Genomic DNA, 22,168 nt, shown 5'->3' on the forward strand with positions numbered 1-22,168 from the left:
GTGAATGACGTCAGGAAAATACCGGTTGGATACGGATGTTTTCCATCATTCCGCCTTCGTTGATGCACCGCCCAGCGTCGACGTCTTGTGCCCATGAAAGGGCGCGTCGCGTTCCAGCGCCCGAAAGGGGCCGCTGCCGGAGATTTTGCGCGGGAATGACATCGGCGGTGACTGTTTCGTCACCTTCGAAGGTCAGGGACTTGTCGCGCATGTCGTGCTCCCGCTGTGCATCATGAGAAGGTCTTGGAAAACGGTAGTCGTGCGTCGCGACGGCGTCTTCGCATCCTGCGCCAGCATCATTCGCGTATCGCGCCAGTCGGCAGGGCGACCTTCTCGGGTCGGGTTGCACGGCCGTCCTTCCGCAATACACTCAGCAATCTGCATGTGTGTTCTATCAGGCCAATACCGCCCAATGGCGATGCTGACCATTTGCAGGTGGTGAGCCATCGCCCGAAGTGCCGTGATCTAGCCGCTCCGTTACTAGGCGTTCTCTCCCGTCGGGCGCGCCCTCCTCGGGGGACGCAGGACAGGCCATCGCGGGTCATCTGTCTACGCATTCGCGTGCTAACCTCCCGGCCGGACGCCCCCCCCGCGATCAAGCAGTCGGATTTGATTCATTTCGTCACCTTCACGAAATGCTGACCTTGGCTGTTGGGCGACTCCGGGAACATTTCCTTTTCTCAAAGAACGAACGTTCACTTCCTCCCATCGGTTGAGGCATACCCCCGAATGCCCGGTTGGTTTTCGGGCGCTTTTGGGAGGGGCGCTAAAATGCGGGCGTGGCAACATCTCTATCCGGCTCTCCCGGCGTTTCATGGCCGCGAGCAACTGCGGGCTGGTATCGGCGCGCTGATCGGGATCACCTTGTGCGCCGTCTTGGTAAGCCTCGCAGCCAGCCTGGGAGCGTCGTCGCTATATCTTGTGGCCCCTCTCGGGGCGACGGCAGTGCTGGTCTTCTGCGTTCCGAACGCGCCTCTTGCCCAGCCGTGGTCAGCGATCGTCGGAAATGGAATATCGGCGCTTGTCGCGCTTGTGGTCATCCAGATTGTTCCTGCCCCGTGGTCGGCCGGCGTTGCGGTCGGCGCAGCGATCACCGCGATGATGTTCGTTCGGGCTTTGCATCCGCCGGGAGGCGCGGTTGCACTGCTGACCGCGCTCGATCCGGCCGCGGCACTGAACACGGGGCCGCTGTTTGCGGTGATGCCGGTCGGGCTGCTTACTGCCGTGCTTGTTCTCACAGCCATAGCCTACAACAGGGCCACCGGACGGGTGTATCCGTTTCGACAGCCCGAAACGGAGGCTGCAAGCGAGCCTGAGACTGAGACGCGGCTCGGGTTGTCGACCGAACAGCTCGGCGCATTGCTTGATCGGTTCAACCAGTCGGCAAATGTCGGCATCGCAGATCTGGGTCGTCTGCTGGCAGCTGCCGAAGCCGAAGCCGCGCAGCACCGGTTCGACGGTACCACCTGCGCCGACGTCATGACCACCGACCTTATAACGGTGCGGCCCGACACGCCGCTTGCGGAGGCAGCACGGCTCTTCGGTCGCCATCCGATCAAGTGCCTCCCCGTCGTGGACCCCGACATGACATTGCAGGGGCTCGTCCTCCAAGGGGATATCATCAGCGCCGTGGAGCTGAAGGGGCGTCATTCGGGGGTGCGCCTGCGCTCGTCCGGTCGCACCGTGTCGGAGGTGATGCGTCCGGCTGGTCGAGCAGTGTCTCACGATCTGCCCGTCGGGGCGCTGCTCAATCGGCTGGCGGTGCAGGGGAGCGAGGTCGTTCCGGTCACACAAGATGGCCGTCTCCTCGGCATCCTCACCCGCTCCGACATCATTGGATTGCTACTGCATGGGGCCGGGGATCGACCGGCAGTGCCGGCGTCTGCTTGAATAGCCGGTGCGCCAATCTTATACTGGAGGCAGGCGAGGACGACCCCGCCCGGCCACATGGTCAACACGCGGGACGGCCCGAATAACATTCGGAGCCTTTTTTTATGCGCAACACCGCAGACCGTATCCGTCAGGCCGTGAGCTTTGAGCTCCTCGGTATCATGATTGTCACGCCCCTCTTTGCCTGGATTTTTGATCATTCAATGGGTGACATGGGCGTTCTTGTCGTGCTCGGGGCCACGGCAGCGACCGTATGGAACTATCTCTTCAATCTGGGCTTCGATCACCTTCTCCATTGGCGCCGAGGCGACACCCGAAAGACTGTTCCTCTCCGGGTCGTTCATGCGGTGTTGTTTGAGGTGACGTTGCTCCTTCTTTTGCTTCCGGTTTTCGCCTGGTGGTTGAGCCTTTCTCTGGCGACCGTGGTGGCGATGGAGCTTTCGTTTGCGGCATTCTACATGATCTATGCCTTCGTCTTCACTTGGGGATACGATACCCTGTTCCCGCCGCGTCAGCCCGACTGCGAGGCGTGACAAGGGACACGGTAGACGAAGAAGGGGCGCTCCTTGCGTTGGCCTCTGGTCGTCGACGGGTACACAGGTCGGTTCCGAACGGGGCGCGATGTGCGGCGATCCACGTACGTCATGCGCACCCGATCTGTCGCCGCGCACGCATAGCAATAAACGCGCGATAATAGGGGGCCGCCCTGATCGACGGTCTGAACAGCATTTTCGCGCTCGGACCAAGTTCGACGTATGCCGCTCAAATCTCCGTTCGCGATGCGGACCGTTTCAAACGTCGGGCCTTGGGCTATGTGATGAGTATAACAAGCTCAGATGGGAACCCGAATGTCTCCGACCGCCGAAACTGATCATCAGTTGTCCGCCAAAGTTGCGGAGCAACCGTTCCTTCTGCTTGGCCTCAGTCTTCTTGCCGTCTTTGGCTGTGTAGCGCTCGCAGGCTCCATTTTGGTCGCGGATTTCGTGGTTCCCGATCATGATTGGATCGCTGATACCATAAGCGACCTCGGGGCGGGACGATACGAGTTCATCGTCGATATCGGGCTTTACACCTTTTCCGCCGCATTGATCGGCCTGGCCGTATCGGCCGCCCATGTCCATCTCGGCACGTGGGACTGGAGTGTGGGCATCATCGCGCTCGTTGTCTTGGGGTTGTTGGTGTTTCTCATCGGGGCCCGTAACGAGTACGGCGACAACGACAGTGAAGGCTGGGTAATTCACGTCTACCTGGTCTATGGCGTCGGGATCGCGATGACCGTTGCCTGTTTCGCGCTGGCGCGCGGCGCAGCTCGGGCCAGTCCACGCTACCGGACGATCCTGAACGGCACCGGCATTGTCTGGGTTGTCTCGGCTCCTGTGTTCTTTTTTCTGCCCACGGACATCGACGGCCTATACGAGCGATATTTGGGCGCGTTGTCTTGCGTCCTGATCCTGTCGCTTGCACATTTGTTTTACCAGCGATCCAAGCTGCGGGACGTGAATTGATGTTCACGGATATTACGGCACTCGACGCCCTTTTGCGTGGCACTCTTCTGGCCTTTATCGGCCTGTCATGGGTGGTGATTTGCGTCCGCGTGATCGGTCTGCGAGCCTTCTCGAAAATGACGTCGTTCGATTTCGTGACCACCATCGCCATTGGTTCGCTTCTGGCGGGATGTGTGCAAGCCACCAGTTGGAGTACGATGCTTCAAGCCATGATCGCCATCACGGCTCTGCTCGGTATCCAATACACCTTGTCTCGAAATCGCGCCAACCATGACGATTTTGAAGCCCTCATTGACAACACACCCACCCTATTGATGCGCGACGGTGAATTTCTGGAAAGCGCACTCAGACGCACCCGAACATCGCGCGGTGACATCATCGCCAAGCTTCGCGCCGCAAATGTGCTGCAGCTTGGCGACGTTCGTGCCGTCGTGCTCGAGGTCACGGGCGACATTTCCGTGCTCCACGGAGAGACCCTTGAGAGTGTTCTTCTGGAGGGCGTCGAGACGGGCGCTTAGCATTCACTGGCAGAACCGCAACGTCTTGTTTCTCCGTCACGCCGAAAGCCGGCAATCGCTTTTTGACCAAACGGACACAGTCGCCTCGCACGTCTGTCCTTCTGCCAGACGATGTCGCCCGATGACGCGATTGACTGCTACGGTGAAGGCTTTCGATGCAGGCTTTGGCGTTTCGGTGGCCATCCCGCGATAATGGCCCGCGTTGATAAACCTCAGAAGGGCGGTCGCCGCGGAGGAAACAGGAACCGACGAATGAACCCGGGCGTGGGCAGTTGCGTCGCCTTTTGGCGATCCCCGGGCTTTATACGGTCAACCGTCCAGCGGAAGTCCACGGTATTGGCATCGGTACAATCGCATCATCACTCGCATATCCAGGAAAAACCTTGGTTTGCAGGCGGCCCACCGTGTGCCGTCCTGTGACAGGCCACCTTCGGACGCGATCATGTGGATGTGGGGCTGGTGGGGCAGTGCCGATCCCCAAATGAGCCAGAGACACAAGGCGTGAAAATCCGTGCCCTCATGCGCTTCGTATCGGCGACGATGTTCATCAGCCTCCACCAGCCCCCTGACACAATTACAGTCGGAGCGGCGAGCATGGCCCATTCGGACCAGTCTTCGGATCGTCAACCGGCGTCCGCTTCCTCCACTGCGCTAAGGTTTCCGAAACGTGGCGCAGCTGATGCATCCCACCCTTTCCCCTCCTGATCGGGATGACCGACTTCACCTCGATTGGTGAGGTCCCTTGACTGACTAAAAAGGCTGGGCTACAAAATTCTACATGTTGAACGCGTTCAATATAGTGAACGGTACTTGGGAGGGGCCGATGAGCTCGGGACGAGGATCTGAACGGGTGTTGATGCTGCTGGAATGGTTTTCGAGCCAGACCCGGTCAATCTCGCTGGCGGAGGCCAGTGCCGCACTCAAGGCGCCGAAATCGAGCGTGCTCAACCTGCTCAGGATGTTGGTCGACATGAATTACGTCGAACGAGATGGTGACAGCGCCTATCGCCTCGTTCGTCTCCCGGGCGAGGTGTCCGCAGGTGGTGGGGCGCATGGCACGTTGGTGCGGCGCTGTGAACCTGCAGTCCACGCGGCAGTGATGGCGTCCAAGGAAAGTGGGTTCATCGCAGTCGTTGATGGCGCCTACGTCCGCTACCTCTGCAAGATCCTGCCCGAGAGGGAAATCCGCTACGACCGCAATATCGAGATACCACGCCGCGCCATACAGGTAAGCAGTGGCATCGCGATCATGACCGGTTTGAGTGATGCGGCCTTGGCCGACGAAGCGGCCAAGGCCGAGGCCGAGGGGCTTGGCGATGCCGCGGCCCTGATAGCGCGTGTCGAAGAGGCGCGCTCGGTCGGCTACTCGGTCACCCGCCGTGGCATCGTCGAAGGTGCCGCCGGTGTGGCTGCCCCATTGCGGGATGCCAGTGGCGATGTCGTCGGTGCCCTGAACATCGCGGGTCCAGCCGCCCGGCTGGCCGAAAACCTTGATGATATCATTGCCATCGTACGAGCAGGCGCGGCGGAAGCCTCCGCCGCTCTCGGATGGCGTGGTGAAGACCCCCGTGCCTGAAGGGCGCGCAAAAGAAACTCAGTAAGGAGGAGATTGAGATGATGACCTTTAGAACCGTGGCCAGAGCCGCCGGCATTGCCGCCGTTGGTCTGTCCCTGCTGGGAACGTCCGCATTGGCGCAAGCGTTTCCTGATCGCCCATTGGAATTTGTGGCAGGCTATGGGCCAGGCGGCGGCCATGACACGATGCTGCGCACCATGGCGCGCCTGATGTCTCAAGAAGACATCACCGACGTACCGATCAACGTGGTGAACAAGGAAGGCGGCAGCTCGGCTGTGGCCATGGGCTATCTGAATGCCCGCGAAGGCAATCCCTATTACCTGATGTCGATCACATCATCGCACATCGCGACTCCGTTGACGTCGAATATCGGCCTCGACTATTCGAGCTTTACGCCGATCGCGCGTATCGGCATCGATCCGGAGCTTCTGGTGGTAAACACCTCCAAGGGTTACGAGACACTCGATGATTTGAAGGCCGAGGACCGTATGCTGAACGTGGGCGGCACGGCTGCTGGCAGCATCGAGCACATCGTGACGATGCAGCTGGCTGAGAAGACCGGAATGGAGCTGAACTTCATTCCATTCCAGGGGGACGGTGAGGTGGTGACCGCGCTACTGTCCAACCAGATCGATTTCGCAATCGCCAATCCTGGTCCGGTGGGTGACTATCTTTCGAACGACACGTTCAAGGCACTCGCGATCAGCACCGAAGAACGGATCGATAATCTTCCCGATGTGCCGACGTTCGCCGAACAAGGCGTGGACATCACGATCTCGCTCTTCCGAGGCTTGACCGCCGCACCGGACATCTCGGACGAAGACCGCGACGCGTTGATCGCGATGGTCACGGAACTCTTCGAGACTGAAGCCTGGCAAAAAGAGTATATCGAGCCGAACGCCGTGGTGCCGCTGGTGGTGACAGGACAGGCGTTCGCCGACTACCTCGGCGAGACCGAGGCCGTTTACCGCGAGACGTTGACCGATCTTGGAATGATCGGAAACTAAAAGAAACTGGCTGCGGGCTGCATCACGCAGGCAGCCCGCTTTCCCCACCCACTACCTTCCCTCATTTTTCAGTCGGAGGCTGCCATGCGGACTTCAGAACTATTTCTTATTGCCGCAACGGCCGTCTTTGCGGTGGTCTTGGGTTTGCAGAGTACCGACTTCCAGTACTTCTCAAGACAAGGTTTCGGCCCGGGCTTCGTTCCAACCAACTTCGCGATACTCACACTTCTTCTGGCGGCCTACCTTGTGGTCAAGGCGCGGTTGAAATCGGGCGGGCCGTTCCTGCCCGAGAGCCTCGCGGAGCGGTTCAAAGCCGTTATTCCTGCATTGTCTGCTGCGGTACTTCTATTCGGCGCGGCCGCGCTCATGGGCTTTGGCTCCATTCTGGCCCCCTTGTACGTGGTGATGGTCATCATCTCGCTTGCGTTTCTCGGCCACGGTCTGGCGCGGGCGCTCGTCTTCAATGCCGTCACACTTGTGGCGATCTACGGGATCTTCAGCCTGTGGCTGAACATCCCCGTCATCTGATCGGAGGCCCCCGAAATGGACGCTTTAAACAATCTCATGATGGGGTTCGGAGACATCCTGACGCCATTCAACATCGCGGTTATCTTTGCTGCCGGTCTGATCGGTACGGTGGTCGGCGCACTGCCCGGATTAGGCCCTTCTGCTGGCATCGCGCTGATGCTGCCGCTGACGTTCGGCATGCCCGAGGCGTCCGGCCTGTGTCTGTTGACCGGCGTCTACATGGGCACGATGTACGGCGGGCGCATCACCTCGATCCTGATCAACGCGCCGGGCGACGCACCAGCGATCATCACGGCGCTGGAAGGCTATCCGATGATGCAACAGGGCAGAGGGGCGATGGCGCTCGGCATCTCTGCCTTTTCCTCATTCATTGGCGGCCTCTTCGGATTGCTGGTGCTGATTTTTGCCGCCCCGGTCATCGCCTCCTATGCGATCTACCTTGGTCCTCCGGAGTACTTTCTGCTGATGGCAACAGGTCTTGCAACCGTGATGCTGCTGGCGGGAGACCAGATCGCCAAGGCTTTCTTCGTGACCTGTCTAGGCGTGCTGGTCAGCACATTCGGAAGCGACTATGTCTCGGGTCAGATCCGGTTCGCCTTCGTGCCGGAGTTGATCGAAGGGATCGACTTCGTCGCGATTATTATCGGCCTCTACGGTTTAGGCGAGGTGTTCTACAATCTTGAGAAACGAGTGAAGCTGAACTTGGGCAAGCCCGGCTTTCGGATGAAGGAATTCATCCCCGGCAAGGCCGAGTTGAGCGAGGCTGCGGCGCCGACCCTGCGCGGATCAATCCTTGGGACCTTGATCGGGATCGTTCCCGGCGCTGGTGCCACGGTAGCGACCTTTCTCGACTACGCGATGGAAAAGCGGCTGTCGAAGAAGCCGGAAACATTCGGCACCGGCAACATTGCGGGCCTCGCCGGTCCGGAGGCAACCAATAACGCGGCTGTGCCCGGATCGCTGATCCCGCTGATCACGCTGGGCATCCCGGGATCGGGCGGCACGGCGATCATGTTGGGGGCCCTGATCATGTTCGGTCTGCGGCCCGGGCCTCTCCTGATGACAACGTCGGGAGATATCGTCTGGGCAATGATCGCGGGCCTTGTGCTGGCGAACGCGTTCCTGTTGGCGTCGAACGTGCTGCTCATCCCGGTTTTCGTCAACCTGCTGCGCGCGGTACAGGGCAATCTGGCGAATGTGGTCATCGCGCTTTGTGTCGTAGGGGCGTTCTCGCTTGCCTACAGCCCATTCAATATCTGGATCATGCTGATCTTTGGCCTGCTGGGCTACCTGATGAAGAAGAACGACTACCCGACCGGCCCATTCATCTTGGCAGTTGTCTTGGCACCTCTGGCCGAGAACTATTTCCGGCAGTCCGTGATGTTGGGGCAGGGCAGCGCGCGCATCTTCGTCGATAGGCCCATCTCACTGACGATCCTGATCCTGATGGCGCTGATCATTGCGCTCTCCATCTTTGGACAAGTGCGCGCCAAGCGTCGCGCCCTTCGAGCCGGAGCTGACGGAGAATGATACGGCGGACTGCACCGTCCAAGTTTCCCTCGCACAAGTGCGGGGGAGGGGCCCATCCAATATTCAATAGACGGAAAGCTAAACAATGAGCGAACATAACTGGCACACCCGGGACTTCGACGCCGATGCGACAGGTCCCATGACCGGGGTTCGCGTTCTGGACCTGTCCCGACTCGTCGCTGGCAATATGTGCTCCCTTCAGCTGGCCGACTTTGGGGCCGATGTTGTCAAGGTTGAGCCGCAACCCGTGGGCGACCCGCTGCGCGCTTGGAAGCAGCAAGGGCAGAGCACCTTCTGGAAAACCTATGGGCGCAACAAACGCTCGATCGCGCTTGACTTCCGCGCTGACGGCGGGCTCGAGGTGCTCGAACGGCTGATGGCGCAGGCCGACGTGATGATCGAAAGCTTCCGCCCCGGCACGATGGAAAAGATGGGCTTGGGTCCCGATGCTTTAGCGAAGCGGTTCCCGCAGCTCATTCTGCTTCGCGTTTCGGGCTTTGGACAAACTGGTCCCTATTCGCCGCGTCCCGGTTTCGGCACTCTGGTCGAGGGCATGTCTGGCTTCGCGCACCGCAACGGCGAGGAGGGCGGAGACCCCCTGCTGCCACCGCTGGCACTTGCCGACATGATTGCCGGGCTTTACGGGTCCAACGCCATCATGATGGCGTTGCGATCGCGGGAACAGACAGGCCGCGGGCAGGTCGTTGACCTTTCATTGCTTGAGGCCATGGTATCCGTCCTTGGGCCTGAACCGCTCGACTACCGGCTGACCGGCGCGCCGAAACCGCGGGTCGGAAACGGATCCAACACGTCGAGCCCGCGAAATGTGTATCACAGCAAGGATGGTCACTATATCGCGGTCTCGGCGTCGGTCCAGAATGCTGCGGCACGAATGTTCAACACCATCGGTCGCCCGGACATGAACACCGATCCGCGTTTCTCGACAAATGAGGAGCGCATCAAGCGCCGCGAAGAAGTAGACGAGATCGTTGGCGGCTGGATGGCAAAACACACCCGCGACGAACTGCTCGAGATCTTTGAGCGTGACGGCATAACGGCGGCATCGCTGTACTCCATCGCCGATATCGCCGAGGACCGGCATTTTATTGACCGGGAAATTTTCGTCGAAGTGCCGGACGCCGAACTGGATAGCGTTCCGATGCACAGCCCTCTGCCGCGCATGTCAGCGACACCGGGCACGCTGCGGTGTCCGGCGCCTGCGCTTGGTGAACACGGTCGCTCGATCCTCGCCGAAGCGGGGTACGAAGCGGAAGAGATTGATGATATGGTCGCCGCTGGCCTCATCGCAGTCCCTGACGAGGAGGTGACGCAATGAGATTGAGGTCGCTGCTCTACGTTCCTGCCAGTGCCGAACGGTTCGTCGCCAAAGCGCATGAGCGCGGCGCCGATGCGGTTATCCTTGATCTGGAGGATTCCGTTGAGGAAGGATCGAAGGACGCGGCGCGCGCGGCACTTGCTGTCGCTGTGCCACATGTCGCGCAGAACGGCGCGAAAGCCTACGTCCGGGTAAATGTCGGCCCGAGGATGGGGGATGATGCCCGCGCGGCCGTTGCCGCGGGTGCTCAGGGACTCGTGTTGCCCAAGGCGGACTCAGCTTCTGCCGTAAATGCGCTTCTGGCGGAGCTGGGCGATGCAGACGACGAAACCATCGACATTCTGGCGATCATCGAGGACGCCGTCGGTCTGCTTGAGGCGCGGCAGGTGGCGGGGCATCCACGTGTCTTGGCTGTTTCCCTCGGGGCGGAGGATTTCGCCACCTCGACCGGGGCGGAACCGGTTCCGGAGGTTTTGAAGCTACCTAAGCTGATGGTCCATTATGCCGCAAAGGCGGAAGGCAAGCTTTCGCTCGGCATGCTGCGCTCGATTGCTGACTTCGACGATAGCGACGGTCTGGTGGCCGCCGCGAAAGAAGCTGCGCGCTTCGGTTTTGATGGATCAAGCTGTATCCACCCTAAAGTGGTCCCGGTACTGAACGAGGCGTTCTCTCCCTCTGAAGCCGCGGTTGCGCGCGCCCGCCAAATAGTCGCCGCCGCCAAGGATGCCGCGGCCGCCGGCACCGGAGCATTCCTGCTGGACGGCGAATTCATCGACCTTCCGGTGCTGAACCGTGCGAAGGCAGTTTTGGCCAAGGTTGGCGAGGCCTCATAAAAGCATTCGGCCCCTAGGATGGTGGTTTGCCACCGCCAGTGGCGCGCCTGTGTCCTCTGGTCCAGTGTAACGCTTGATGACTATTTCGCGCTGCGGGCCGCCTACATGGCGTTTGCGCGCGTCATCCGGCTTGGAACAATGGCCAATCGTTGGCGGCAAGCCATCGCTCAAGCCGAAACATGCTCGGGCGATCAGGGGGCGGCTTGATCTGGCCAAGAACATTGGTGCTCTTGCTCTCTTCAACCGGGCACCCGACAGCAAATTGCTTGGCTGCGATCCGGTCAGGATCAAAGCCCCTTACTGCGAAAAAAACCGGCGCTTTCTGGTGCAGACATCAGACCAATCATAGCCCGCAGATTGGCCCGCGCTTTTCTCCTTTTGATGTGTCGCCCTTGCAGTTCACGCTGACAGCAGCCACAAACCTTAGACAAAGCAAGATGTGTGTGACAGCCGGCACGAAAGCAGAAGTGGCTTCAGAATAAGCCGATACCCCTATGAGGGCTTCTCGAACACACGAAACTAAGTTCTGCACATCAGCTGACGGACTGTTTTCCCTTACCCCAAGCGGATTTATCCAACGTCTTTTGTGACAGGGCTGTCATCCGCATTGAAGCGGTTCAGGATCGTGATGCGCACATGACCGCCCGCGACGTGGCGGTTGAAATCCTGTGCAATCAGGGTTCGGCAGAGTAGTTTCGCGCAGTGCATCCACTGAGCGGCCGCCCGTTTCCATGAGAAATGTTTCGAGAGGTTTTGTCTGGCCGCGGCTCCGGCGGCGATATGCGCTCCAGCTCCACCGGCGTGCCCGAGCCAGAGATCTTGATGCGCGGAGTGCGTCGTCACTGGCGACGGCACAGGCACTGATTGGCTTGCTTGGCTGGGATTAGACGCGTGCCATACGCACCATCGTCAGTCACGCTGCCAACCTACTGATCGCGCGGGCTCCGGTTGAGCAAATGAGGCAACGTCGATGCATCCCCGGTATAGCTTGCAGTTATCTCGACGGCTCTCTTTCCAGTGTTTGCGCCTCGCGTCCCATGTGGGCCTTGCGCCAGGTGAGCCATGTCGCGCCATTGGTCCGAGTGACACTGTCTACCCGTTTGCGGTAGCTATGCTTTCGGGCGGTCCATTTTCCTTTATCGTCAGCCTTGATCCTGATGCCGTCGACAGGCAGATGCAGCGGGCCTTTCGAGCCGCGACACGAGATGGTGACCGCAAGGGTCCTCTGCCGTCGGCAGATGGTGCTAAGTCAGGCACGGCACAGTTCAGCCCCGTCATCCGCAAAAGATCATCCACAAACCCAGTAGCAGCGACACGGGCGCTAACCCGGCCCGCTGTTTCGATGGAATATGACCGGCTATCACCACCATTTCTGTGGATCGGTGGTGATAGCTGTAGCGTTCTGCCAACCGGGTGGATGCTAGAGCGCTTCGGCTTTTACCAGCGAGTGAACCTCGTCGACGCGGGCGGCGTCGAGGTCACTTTCGGTGATGCTGAATTCCTGCCCCATCAAGTCTTCGACTCCTCGGACCAGCGCCAGTGCATCCAGACCGTAATAGCGCATCAGGTAGGGCCGTGACCCGCCATGGGCGTAGGTGTCCCGCAAGCCAAGCCGGATCAGGCGCTTGCCGACGCCGGCATCCGCCATCGTCTCGGCAACGAGGCTGCCGACACCGCCTTCGGTGACGTGGTTCTCCAGCGTGATCACGCCGTGCTTCACGCTGCCGATCTGATCCAGAAGCGCTTTGGAATCGAATGGCTTGATCGTATGCAGGTGCAGGTGGCGGATCGACAGGCCCGCTTTCTTCAGGGCGGCGCGGGCGCGCATGGCTTCCTCGGTGCAGATGCCACTGGTAACGACGAGGATGTCGTCACCCGTGCTCAGTTCGCGCATCTCGCCAACCTTGATCGGTGTATCGAACAGGCGTGGCACGGATCCGCGCAGCACCCGGCACCAAACCGGCCCGTCGATGCTGTCGGCGGCTTCGCAGATCGATTCCACTTCGGTCGCGTCGCCGGTTTCCAGAATCGTCATGTTCGGGATAGACCGCATGACCGAAATATCCTCGATCGACTGGTGCGTCATGCCGCCGGGCGTCGTGACGCCGGGAAGGAAGCCCATCATGCGCACCTTGCGGCGCGGATAGGCAATCGAGGCCATCAGCTGATCGTAGGGACGCCGGTACATGAACACACCAAAAGTGTGGATGAAGGGGCGATAGCCCGCCAGACCCAGTCCGCCGGCGAAGCTCATCATGTTCTGTTCCGCCATGCCCATTGACAGGAACTGATCGGGATGGCGATCGCGGAAGCCGTCGATCTCGCAGGACGAGGTCAGGTCCGCCGAAAGGCACAGGATGTCGGGATTGCCGGCTGCGAATTTCTCGAAGGCCGACGCGTAGGGGCGTGAAACCATTTCTACCATGTGTCGGGTCTCCTTAGTGGGCGTAATCGATCGGGTCGACGCCCAGATCTTTTGCGATGGATTGGTTCATGCGCGCGCGCTCGTCTTCGGACTTGAACCGCACGTAATGAAGCCGCGGGAAGCGTTCCTCGAGGATCGACATCGCGTGGAAGGGGTTGGTGCGCGCCAGGATGATCAGGGGCTTGCCCTCGTGGTTTTCCTGCGACGCCTGTCGGATGGCATTCAGGTCGTGACCGTCAACCTCGACGCAATGGGCGCCGAAGTTGGTGAACTTGGTGCGCAGGTCGCCGACCTCCATCACGCTGTCCATCGCACCGTCGCACTGCTGGTCGTTCACGTCCATGATCGCCTTGACCTCGATATTGTGGAAGGCGCAGGCCTGCACCGCCTCCCAGGTCTGGCCCTCCTGGACCTCCCCGTCGGACATGAAGACCCAGGTCTTGCCGGTGTCTCCGCGACGCTTGCGCCCAAAGGCAAGACCCGCTGCCGTCGACAGGCCGATGCCCAAAGTGCCGTTGTGGACTTCCATGCCGGGGCTGTGCTCCGCGCCGATCATCTCGACGGAGGAGCCATCCTGGTTGAACATCTCAAGGCCCTCGGGGGCCATACGTCCGACCTCGATCAGCGTGGCATAGGCGACCAGCGCGTAGTGCGCGGGGGCGATGAAGAGTCGATCGTATTCAGGCCCCGCCGGGCCGTTGTAGCCAGCGCCCGTGTGATAGTCGGGATTGTTCGGAGAGGGCACGCCTTCGAACGGTTTGGGAATCATTGGCAGCGTTGGCTGACCAAGGTTCAGCGCTTCGTTGTAAAGCCAGGCAAGCTGTTCGCCCGCCGAACACGCCTGGCTGAGATATCCGCCGTTGTTGCGCATCGAGTGTTCAAACACGCGGCGGCGAATGCCAAGCGAAATATCTTCCGTCGTCTTTTCATTCCTCACGGGGATCTCCTCTGATCTTTACAAATGTCATTAAAAGATGCAAATGTAAAAAACAAGAGATGATTGCAAAGTCCCGGTCTTGGAAAGGTGCGACATGAGACGAATGAACGCTATTCGGTGCCATGGTTTCGGCGGACAGCATCGGTTTGAAACCGGGCTGAACGTACCAGAACCGGGGCCGGGTGAAGTGCTGGTCCGGGTCGACGCCAGCGGGGTCTGTGCCGCTGACAGGGCCATGTGGAACGCAACCGGGCCGTGGGACCTGAGGTTTCCGTTCACGCCTGGGCATGAGTTCACCGGGACGGTTGTGGCGCTTGGCGAGGACGCAGGCGCGCGGCATCGGCTGTCCGTGGGCGATCGTGCCATTGCCGAGCTGAACATCACTTACGGGAATGACTTTTTTCGCCAACGAGGTCTCTACCACCTGTCGGACAGTATGGATGTCCTGGGCGCGACGCTGAACGGAGGCTGGGCAGAGTACATGATCTATCCTGCGGACGCGATGATCCACAAAGTGCCGGACAGCGTGTCGAACCGCGCGGCCTGCTATACAGAGCCGTTGGCGAACGCGATCCACGGGGTTCAGCGCGCGGAGATCGGGTTCGAAGACGTGGTCGTCATCGCCGGGGCAGGGCCTATCGGAATGGGCATGATCCAGGCCGCCCGGCTAAAGACACCGCGCAAGCTGATCCTGATCAATCCGGGCAAGCCCAAGCGTGACTTGGCTCTGAAGCTGGGCGCCGATCTTGCATTTCATCCCGAGGACCCCGATTTGCGCGCCGCGCTGAACGACCTGACGGACGGCCGCGGCGCTGACGTATTCCTGGAGGCCTCGGGGCAGGGGTCGGCCTTTCTGCAAGGGCTGGATTTGATCCGCAAGGCCGGGCGCATGGTGGTCTTTGGCGTCTATAAGGATCCGGTGCCATTCGACCTCAACATCCTTGGCGAGTTCAAGGAACTGGATCTGCGCGGCGGCCACCTTGCGCCGTTTACATATGCCACCGCGCTTGATCTGATGGGGCGGGGCCTGATTGACGGTGACGCTTGCGTGACGCATTCCTATCCTCTGGAAGAGTTTGAAACTGCCATCGTCCGCACCCCGGACCCGGACGAAGTGCAGATCAAGGTCATTTTTGAGCCGAACGGCACGGAGGCTTCGTGAAATACACATCTTCCCATTGGGGCAGCTACCAGTTCGAACCCGGCGGCCCGTTGATGCCGCTGGCGAGCGACCCCGACCCGTCGCGCATTGGACGCGGCTGGGCCAGTGCTTCGCAGGACCGGCAAAGCCGTATCCTGCGCCCCGCCATCCGGCAGGGCTGGCTGGACGGCGACAAGGGCCGGAACCGTTGTGGCGACAGCTATGTCGAGGTGTCCTGGGAACGCGCGATCTCGCTCGCCGCCGGGGCGTTGGGCGACACGGTTGAGGCGCATGGCAACGGCGCCGTCTTCGGTGGATCTTACGGATGGTCCAGTGCGGGCCGGTTCCACCACGCGCAAAGCCAGATGCGGCGGTTCCTGAACCTTGCGGGCGGCTGCGTGTCGTCGCGCGACACTTATTCCCATGCCGCCGCCGAAGTGCTGTTTCCGCATATCCTCGGTCTCAGCAACAAGGCTTTTCAGGATCAGATGACGGCGATGCCGCTGGTCGCGGAGCATTGCGAGCTGCTGCTTGCGGTCGGCGGCATTTCGCGGCGCACGGCGCAGATCACCTCGTCGGGGACCACAACGCACGAAGTCGGCCCATGGCTGGAGCAGATGCGCGCCAAGGGTACCCGGATCATCGAGCTGTCGCCCGCCCGTGGCGACGGTGCAACGGAATGGCTGTCCATCCGTCCGGGCACGGACACCGCCTGCCTGTTGGCTCTGGCCTATGAAATCCATGCCGCCGGTCTGGCGGATGAGGCATTTCTTGCCCGCTACACCAGCGGCTGGGAGACGTTCCGCGATTACCTGACCGGCGCTGCGGACGGCACGCCCAAGACTGCCGAGTGGGCCGCGTCCATCTGCGACCTCGATGCGCAGGTGATCCGTGACCTGGCCCGCGATCTGGCGGCGTCCAAAAGCATGATCGCCGTGGCCTGGGGCCTGCAACGCGCTGAATACGGCGAGCAGCCGCTATGGGCCGGACTGGCGCTGGCGTCGATCATCGGTCAGATCGGCCAGCCGGGCACCGGGTACGCCTTTGGCTATGGTTCGACCACGCCGGTGGGGCGCGCGACACGATTGATCCCCTGGCCGTCGATGCCGCAGGGACGCAACCCGGTCGACGATTATATCCCCGTGGCCCGTATCGCTGACATGCTGCTGAACCCCGGCGGTGCCTACAAATACGACGGCGAGACCCGGACCTATCCCGACATCAAGCTGATCTGGTGGACCGGCGGCAATCCATTCCACCACCATCAGGACCTCAACCGGCTGGACGAGGCCTGGACGCGCCCCGAAACGGTCATCGTGAACGACCACAGCTGGACGGCCACGGCGCGTCGGGCGGATATTGTCCTGCCCGCCACCGCACCGCTCGAACGCGAAGACATCCTGATGAACCGGCGTGATCCGACGCTGCTGTGGATGTCGCGGTACCACGCCCCCGTCGGCGACGCGCTGGACGATCACGAGATCTTTGCCCGCCTCTCCCGACAGATGGGGTTTGGCGATGCCTTTACCGAAGGGCGTGACACCGAGGGCTGGTTCGACTGGCTTTGGGAGAGCTCGCAGGAGGTTGCAAAGATGCATGGGTTCGCGTTGCCCGACCTGAACAGCTTTCGCGCAGAGGGGCGGTTCGACATCCCCGACGCGGCAGAGACGCGGATCGCGCTGGGCGATTTCGTGGCAGACCCCGAGGCCCATGCGCTGGCCACGGAAAGCGGGCGCATCACGCTTGCCAACGAATGGATCGGCGCGCTGGGCCTGCCGAGCTGCCCCGGTCATCCCACCTGGATGGAGCCGACCGAATGTCTGACACGGGCGCAGCCGGATGAGCTTCATTTGGTCTCTGGCCAACCGGACACCCGGCTGCATTCTCAAAACGACCGGGGGTCCGAGGCGCTGGCCGACAAGATCAAGGGGCGCGAGGCGGCCAGCTTTCACCCCGATACGGCGGCGGCTCTTGGCCTTGTCGCCGGGGACATGGTGCGGCTTTACAACGAGCGGGGCGCATGCCTCGCAGGGGTGCGGTTGAACGATGGGCTGCGGCGCGACTGCGTGTTCTTGCCCACCGGGGCCTGGTTCGATCCCCAGATCGTCAACGGCGCGCGGCTGGAGGTGCATGGCAACCCGAACGCCCTGACCCGCGACGTTGGCTGTTCAGAGCTGTCGCAGGGCAATACCGCTCATTCCTGCCTCGTCCGGGCAGAGAAGTGGACCGGCGGGGTGCCGGACCTGACCATCGACACGCCACCTGTCAAAGCATCCTGACGAGGGCAGGGTGCTCAGTCGCCGTCGGCGCTGCGCATGTTGCGCTGCGCCACGGCGAGGGCCAGCGCCGACACAAGAATTATTCCTGAAAGCGCATCCTTGGTGTTGAAGTTCAGCCCCATCAGGTTCAGGCCGTTCGTGACCATACCCAGGAACAGAACGCCCGCGAGCGTGCCCAGCACGTTCGGTCGCCCGCGCGGATGCAGGGCCGCCCCGATGAACACGGCGGCGATGGCGTCCAGCAGGTAGGCAAAGCCGGACAGCGGCGTGAACATGCGGATGTTGGCCGCTGCGATCAGCCCGCCCACCGCGCAGGTGATCGAGGCAAAGACGAAGCACGCGATCAGGATACGATTCACACGAATGCCAGCGACGATTGCGGCGGACCGCTGCATCCCCATGGCATGAACCCGCCGTCCCCAGACCGACCGTTCCAGTACGAGATAATAGATCACCACCAGAACGGCGGCGATGATGACTTCGGTCGGTATTCCGAACAGGTTGCCCTGCGCGATGTTGCGAAAACCGTCAGGCATCTGGCGATAGGAAATCGGCCCGCCGCCATTGGTGAAAATACGCTGAACAGATGACCCGATGAAGAACGTGCCCAGCGTCGCCAGAAAAGGACTGATCCGCAGCCCGACCACGAGCGCGGCGTTCAGCAGCCCCACCAGGGACCCGCCTAGCAGCCCCACGCAGGCTGCCGGGAACCACCCCATGCCGTAGGACTTCATTGCCACCACGGCAAAGGCCGCCCCGAAGTCCAGCGCGATGCCCACCGACAGGTCGATGCCGCCGGTTGCCACGATCAGCGTCATCCCAAGCGCAATGATGATCAGGATGGCAGAGCCCTCGACGATGTTCAGCAGGTTCTGGCCCTGAACGAAAACCGGGTTCCAGGCGGCGAAGAACAGAAAGAAGGCTGCAAAGACGATCAAGAAGCCGAAGCGCATCAGGATCTTGCGCGGCGAGAGCCAGTTTTTATTTGCAAAAGTATCCATCACTGCACCCGTTGTGAAATTGCCGACAGCGCCACGACGATCACGATCAGTGCGCCTTTGATGAGGTCGGTCCAAAAGACATTCACCCCGATGGTCTTGAGCCCGATGGAGATCGCCGCGACCAACACGGCCCCCAGAATGGCGCCCCAGACGGTGACGATCCGGCGTGGCGAGAACGCGGCCCCGAGGAAGGTCGCCAGCACCATTTCAAGCATCAGGTTGTCTTGCGCGCCGGGGGAGTAGCCGTTGGCCCTTGCAAGCATGAAGAACCCGGTCACGAACCCCATGAACGCCGCCAGAAGGTAGGATTGCGCAACCAGCCGGTCGACGCGGATGCCCGAGATCTCGGCCGCGTCACGGCTTCCGCCGGCCGCCTGAAGGTTCAATCCCCACTTCGAGCGGTGCAGAAAAAACCAGGCAAGCAGGCTGAGGATTGCGACGAGCAGGATGCCAAGCGGAATGCCGGGTACGATGTCGCCGCGCAACGCGGCGATGGAGTCTGCGTTCAGGTTGAGCCGCTTGCGCTCTGTGATGACATTGGTGATGCCCACCACGGCCACGAACATGGCCAGCGTGGCCAGAAGCGGCGCCATGCGCAGCCGCGTGATCAGCACCGCGTTCACGACGCCGACGAGCATCGACGCGACCAGCGCCGCTCCGGCAGCCAGGATGACCGGCTGCCCCGCGCTGGTCATCACCGCGACGATCCCGGCACAAAGCACGGCCGTGGCCGGGATCGACAGGTCAATCCCGCCGGAGACCACATCGTCACCGCCCGCCATGACCACGGCAGACAGTCCAATGACGGACAAGACAACCGTCAGGCTTTGCGTCAGCACCAGTTTCAGGTTTACCACGGTCAAGAAGTTCGGCGCGTTGAGACCCACGTAGAGCAACAAGGCCAGGAAGATGATCAGTGGCAACAGCCCGACGATTGTCGCCAGCCGGTGTCTCTGGTGTCGCGCGCTAGCTTGCATATCCGGTCTCCGAAACGGTGGTGGCGCCGGTTGTGACCGCCACGAGATGGTCCACGTTGAGCTCCGGCTTGTCGATGATCGTGCGGACTTCGCCGCGCATCATCACGGCCACGCGATCACAGGTGCCGACAAGTTCCACCGGATCGGAGGATGACATCACGATGATCGCGCCCTGAGAGGCGAGGTTTTCAATCAGTTGGTAGATCTCTGCCTTCGCACCCACGTCGACGCCGACCGTGGGTTCGTCAAAAATAAAGATCCTGGCGCTCTTGGCCAGCCAGCGGGCCAGAACGACCTTCTGCTGGTTGCCGCCCGACAGGAAGCGGGTGACCGCCAGCGCATTGGCGGGCCGGATGTCCAGGTCCTTGATCAGCCGCTCGGTCGCAGACCGCGCTTTTGTACGGTCGATCAAGCCAAAGCTTGCGTTCTCGTCGAGCGTGGCCAGCGTCGCGTTCTCGGTCACCGTCATCGGCAGGACCAACCCGTCGTGGCGTCGGTCGCGCGGGACAAGGACCATGCCGTTTGCCACCGCCTTCGCCGCGTTCTTTGTGTCCAGCGTCGCGCCGTCCAGCGTCAGTGTGCCTTGCGATTTGCGCAGCCCGTAAAGCGCATCTATCAGCTCTTCGCGGCCCGATCCGATGAGACCCGCGATGCCAAAGATCTCACCCCGCCGGACGTCGAGGTTCACATCAGAGAAGGTCTTCCCATCGTCGTAATCGGCCAGTCGCAGGCTAACCTCGCCCGGCTGGCGGTCGGTGGTGGGAAAGAAGTTGTCGAGCGCGCGCCCGATCATGGCAGAAACAAGCTCTGACCCGGTATCCTTGGTGACCTCGTCGAAGACAGCAACGTTCTTGCCCTGCCGAAAGACAGTGACGCGATCGCAGATGTCGATGATTTCGTTGAGGTAATGCGACACATACAAAATGGCGATGCCGCGCGATTTCAGCCGTGCGATGGCCGTCATGATCGTGCGCACATCCTCGCTGGCGAGCGGGGCTGTAGGTTCGTCGAAGACGACGACCTTCGCGGCCCCATCGACCAGCGCGCGTGCGACCTGTACCAGTTTGCGCTCCGCCGGGCCCAGGTCGCGGATCAGGCGATTTCCCGGCAATTCCGTGCCGAGCTCATCGCGCATGAAATCCTCCGCGCGGCTGCGCATCTTGCTCTTGGACAGTCCAAACGGGCCGGAAATTTCCTGCCCCATAAACACCGACTCCGCGACGGTGAAATGTGGCACAAGATGCAGTTCCTGATGGATAAAACGGATTCCGGCATCGCGGATTTTTTCTGGCGTGGCAGGGGAAACAGAGGAGCCGCCCACCTCGATCCGGCCTTCGTCAGGCTGGTAAACACCGGCCAAGACCTTGATGATCGTAGATTTTCCGGCACCGTTCTCACCGACGAGGCCGTGGACTTCGCCGGGGCAGATCGTCAGGTCGGCTCCGTCGAGCGCGCGGACACCGGGAAATGTCTGAACGATTCCGCTCAGCTGAAAGGCTGCTTCGGTCATGTCGCCTCGTCGGGTGAAGAAGAGCTGTGCACATGCGGGAAGATCCGCATATGTCTAACGGTCGCGACAGCCGTTTCACCGGCTGCCGCATTGCCAACAATATAAAAGGTTACTTGATCTCGCCGTAGCCCAGTTCTTTGTAGGCGGCCTTGGCTTCTTCCGGCCCGTTGACCGGCACCACGTCCACGTAAGTCTGCGGCAGAAGGGTCTCACCGGCAAAGTAGCGCGCCACGTTTTCTGCGGCGGTCTGGCCGATCAGGCGCGGCTGCTGGGCCACGTTGGCCACGAAGGGGCTGCCCTCTTCGGCCATGATTTCCATCGTGTCGGGACCACCGTCGAGCGCGGTCACGATTATGTCGGTACGACCGGTTTCCTCAAGCGCCTGCACGACGCCGATGGCTGGCTGATCCCAGCAACCCACGTGGATGGCGTCAAGCTCGCCCTCGGGATACTGGCTGAGCAGGTCGAGCGTTTGGCGGCGCGCATCCTCGGGCGCATTGGCAAACTCTTCGGCCAGCTCGGGCTGGATGATTTCGATCTCGGGATAGTCCTGCAAAACGTATTTCCACAGGCCGGTCCGAATGCCGCAGATCCGAAGGGAGTTTTCAAACGCGTTGAACACGGCAACCTTGCCTTCGCCGCCCATGGCGTCGGCCATGTAGCGACCGATGGTGGTGCCCATGTAGTAGTTGTCCGACGTGGTGTTGTTCACCACATACGGGCTGGGGTGATCGACGGAAAACACCGGAATGTCGGCGGCTTGCAGCGCTTCGAACTTCGGGTCGACAGAGCCATCACCGAGGATCGAGATCACGGCGTCAACGCCACGGTTCATCAGCACGTCGTGGTTATCGGCGTGGACCTGGTTGTCACGGCCACCATCGACAGCCACTACGGTTCCGCCAAGGTCTTCCACCTTGCTGGTTGCGCCGTTAAAGGCTTCGCGGTCCCAGAAATGCTGTGTTCCTACGACAGCGACGCCGATGGTTTTGCCCTCAAGGCTTAGCTGGTCTTGCGCCCAGGCGGTGGACACGCTCAACACCGCGATCGCACTGGTGGCGGCTAACAGTTTCTTCATGATTATTCCTCCCGGTTGGCAAAAGGTACCTCCTCGTACCTGTTGTCAGAACCAGAACAACCTTCTTTACAAATGTCAACAATCAATTCATTTGTAT

19 protein-coding genes and 2 pseudogenes are annotated in these 22,168 nt (G+C 61.1%); 12 read left to right on the forward strand and 9 right to left on the reverse strand.

Annotated elements, in window-relative coordinates; genetic code table 11:
* Positions 1-10: 10 nt before the first annotated feature.
* Positions 11-211 (reverse strand): hypothetical protein, encoded by a 201-nt coding sequence (locus tag J4E08_RS11510; RefSeq protein ID WP_349538619.1) that lies wholly within the window; start codon positions 209-211, stop codon positions 11-13.
* A gap of 560 nt (positions 212-771) precedes the next feature.
* Between J4E08_RS11510 and J4E08_RS11515 the strand changes: the two genes are divergently transcribed.
* From J4E08_RS11515 to J4E08_RS11530, 4 genes are all read left to right on the forward strand, one after another.
* A complete protein-coding gene (locus J4E08_RS11515) occupies positions 772-1,890 on the forward strand; it encodes an HPP family protein (RefSeq protein ID WP_349538620.1) in 1,119 nt (372 codons plus the stop codon).
* 104 nt (positions 1,891-1,994) lie between these two features.
* Entirely contained in the window at positions 1,995-2,423 is a 429-nt protein-coding gene (locus J4E08_RS11520) for a PACE efflux transporter (protein WP_349538621.1), read from the forward strand.
* A 315-nt stretch (positions 2,424-2,738) separates the two neighbouring features.
* Positions 2,739-3,395, forward strand: a complete 657-nt coding sequence (locus J4E08_RS11525; RefSeq protein WP_349538622.1) for a DUF998 domain-containing protein — start codon at positions 2,739-2,741, stop codon at positions 3,393-3,395.
* The gene (locus J4E08_RS11530; RefSeq protein WP_349538721.1) at positions 3,395-3,913 is read left to right on the forward strand and encodes a DUF421 domain-containing protein; all 519 of its coding nucleotides are present in this window, start codon (positions 3,395-3,397) and stop codon (positions 3,911-3,913) included. Before J4E08_RS11525 ends, J4E08_RS11530 begins: the two co-directional genes overlap by 1 nt.
* A 342-nt stretch (positions 3,914-4,255) precedes the next feature.
* On the opposite strand, the pseudogene J4E08_RS11535 reads toward J4E08_RS11530, so the two are convergent.
* Positions 4,256-4,455: pseudogene (locus J4E08_RS11535) on the reverse strand (transposase); the annotation flags it as partial.
* Between the two features lie 281 nt (positions 4,456-4,736).
* Here J4E08_RS11535 and J4E08_RS11540 point away from each other — a divergent pair.
* From J4E08_RS11540 to J4E08_RS11565, 6 genes are all read left to right on the forward strand, one after another.
* On the forward strand, positions 4,737-5,489 hold the full coding sequence (locus J4E08_RS11540; protein ID WP_349538624.1) for an IclR family transcriptional regulator: 753 nt from the start codon (positions 4,737-4,739) through the stop codon (positions 5,487-5,489).
* 38 nt (positions 5,490-5,527) lie between these two features.
* The gene (locus tag J4E08_RS11545) at positions 5,528-6,496 is read left to right on the forward strand and encodes a Bug family tripartite tricarboxylate transporter substrate binding protein (RefSeq protein ID WP_349538625.1); all 969 of its coding nucleotides are present in this window, start codon (positions 5,528-5,530) and stop codon (positions 6,494-6,496) included.
* Positions 6,497-6,580: 84 nt separating this feature from the next.
* Complete coding sequence (locus J4E08_RS11550; protein WP_349538626.1) at positions 6,581-7,024, forward strand: tripartite tricarboxylate transporter TctB family protein; 444 nt, start codon at positions 6,581-6,583, stop codon at positions 7,022-7,024.
* Positions 7,025-7,039: 15 nt separating this feature from the next.
* Positions 7,040-8,554 carry a tripartite tricarboxylate transporter permease gene (locus tag J4E08_RS11555; protein WP_349538627.1) on the forward strand — a complete coding sequence of 505 codons (1,515 nt, stop codon included), beginning with the start codon at positions 7,040-7,042 and terminating at the stop codon, positions 8,552-8,554.
* A gap of 85 nt (positions 8,555-8,639) precedes the next feature.
* Positions 8,640-9,890 (forward strand): CaiB/BaiF CoA transferase family protein, encoded by a 1,251-nt coding sequence (locus tag J4E08_RS11560; protein WP_349538628.1) that lies wholly within the window; start codon positions 8,640-8,642, stop codon positions 9,888-9,890.
* Positions 9,887-10,723, forward strand: coding sequence for an HpcH/HpaI aldolase/citrate lyase family protein (locus J4E08_RS11565; RefSeq protein ID WP_349538629.1), 837 nt, complete (start codon positions 9,887-9,889; stop codon positions 10,721-10,723). Before J4E08_RS11560 ends, J4E08_RS11565 begins: the two co-directional genes overlap by 4 nt.
* A 929-nt stretch (positions 10,724-11,652) precedes the next feature.
* On the opposite strand, the pseudogene J4E08_RS24525 reads toward J4E08_RS11565, so the two are convergent.
* The 3 genes and pseudogenes from J4E08_RS24525 to J4E08_RS11575 form a co-directional block, all read right to left on the reverse strand.
* Positions 11,653-12,028: pseudogene (locus tag J4E08_RS24525) on the reverse strand (transposase); the annotation flags it as partial.
* Positions 12,029-12,143: 115 nt separating this feature from the next.
* Complete coding sequence (locus J4E08_RS11570; protein ID WP_349538631.1) at positions 12,144-13,148, reverse strand: transketolase family protein; 1,005 nt, start codon at positions 13,146-13,148, stop codon at positions 12,144-12,146.
* A gap of 13 nt (positions 13,149-13,161) precedes the next feature.
* Positions 13,162-14,085 carry a transketolase gene (locus J4E08_RS11575; RefSeq protein WP_349538632.1) on the reverse strand — a complete coding sequence of 308 codons (924 nt, stop codon included), beginning with the start codon at positions 14,083-14,085 and terminating at the stop codon, positions 13,162-13,164.
* 94 nt (positions 14,086-14,179) lie between these two features.
* Here J4E08_RS11575 and J4E08_RS11580 point away from each other — a divergent pair, with 94 nt between their 5' ends.
* Together J4E08_RS11580 and J4E08_RS11585 are read left to right on the forward strand one after the other, a co-directional pair.
* Positions 14,180-15,247, forward strand: a complete 1,068-nt coding sequence (locus J4E08_RS11580) for a zinc-binding dehydrogenase (RefSeq protein WP_349538633.1) — start codon at positions 14,180-14,182, stop codon at positions 15,245-15,247.
* On the forward strand, positions 15,244-17,505 hold the full coding sequence (locus J4E08_RS11585) for a molybdopterin-dependent oxidoreductase (RefSeq protein WP_349538634.1): 2,262 nt from the start codon (positions 15,244-15,246) through the stop codon (positions 17,503-17,505). The genes J4E08_RS11580 and J4E08_RS11585 overlap by 4 nt, the downstream gene beginning before the upstream one ends.
* A gap of 14 nt (positions 17,506-17,519) precedes the next feature.
* Here J4E08_RS11585 and J4E08_RS11590 read toward each other — a convergent pair whose 3' ends face one another.
* From J4E08_RS11590 to J4E08_RS11605, 4 genes are all read right to left on the reverse strand, one after another.
* Positions 17,520-18,506 carry an ABC transporter permease gene (locus J4E08_RS11590; RefSeq protein WP_349538635.1) on the reverse strand — a complete coding sequence of 329 codons (987 nt, stop codon included), beginning with the start codon at positions 18,504-18,506 and terminating at the stop codon, positions 17,520-17,522.
* On the reverse strand, positions 18,506-19,483 hold the full coding sequence (locus J4E08_RS11595; RefSeq protein WP_183967331.1) for an ABC transporter permease: 978 nt from the start codon (positions 19,481-19,483) through the stop codon (positions 18,506-18,508). Before J4E08_RS11595 ends, J4E08_RS11590 begins: the two co-directional genes overlap by 1 nt.
* Complete coding sequence (locus J4E08_RS11600) at positions 19,473-20,993, reverse strand: sugar ABC transporter ATP-binding protein (protein ID WP_349538636.1); 1,521 nt, start codon at positions 20,991-20,993, stop codon at positions 19,473-19,475. Before J4E08_RS11600 ends, J4E08_RS11595 begins: the two co-directional genes overlap by 11 nt.
* A gap of 109 nt (positions 20,994-21,102) precedes the next feature.
* The gene (locus J4E08_RS11605; RefSeq protein WP_183967335.1) at positions 21,103-22,071 is read right to left on the reverse strand and encodes a sugar ABC transporter substrate-binding protein; all 969 of its coding nucleotides are present in this window, start codon (positions 22,069-22,071) and stop codon (positions 21,103-21,105) included.
* Between the last annotated feature and the right edge of the window lie 97 nt (positions 22,072-22,168).

Source organism: Sagittula sp. NFXS13 (assembly GCF_040148795.1).
GTDB lineage: Bacteria > Pseudomonadota > Alphaproteobacteria > Rhodobacterales > Rhodobacteraceae > Sagittula > Sagittula marina.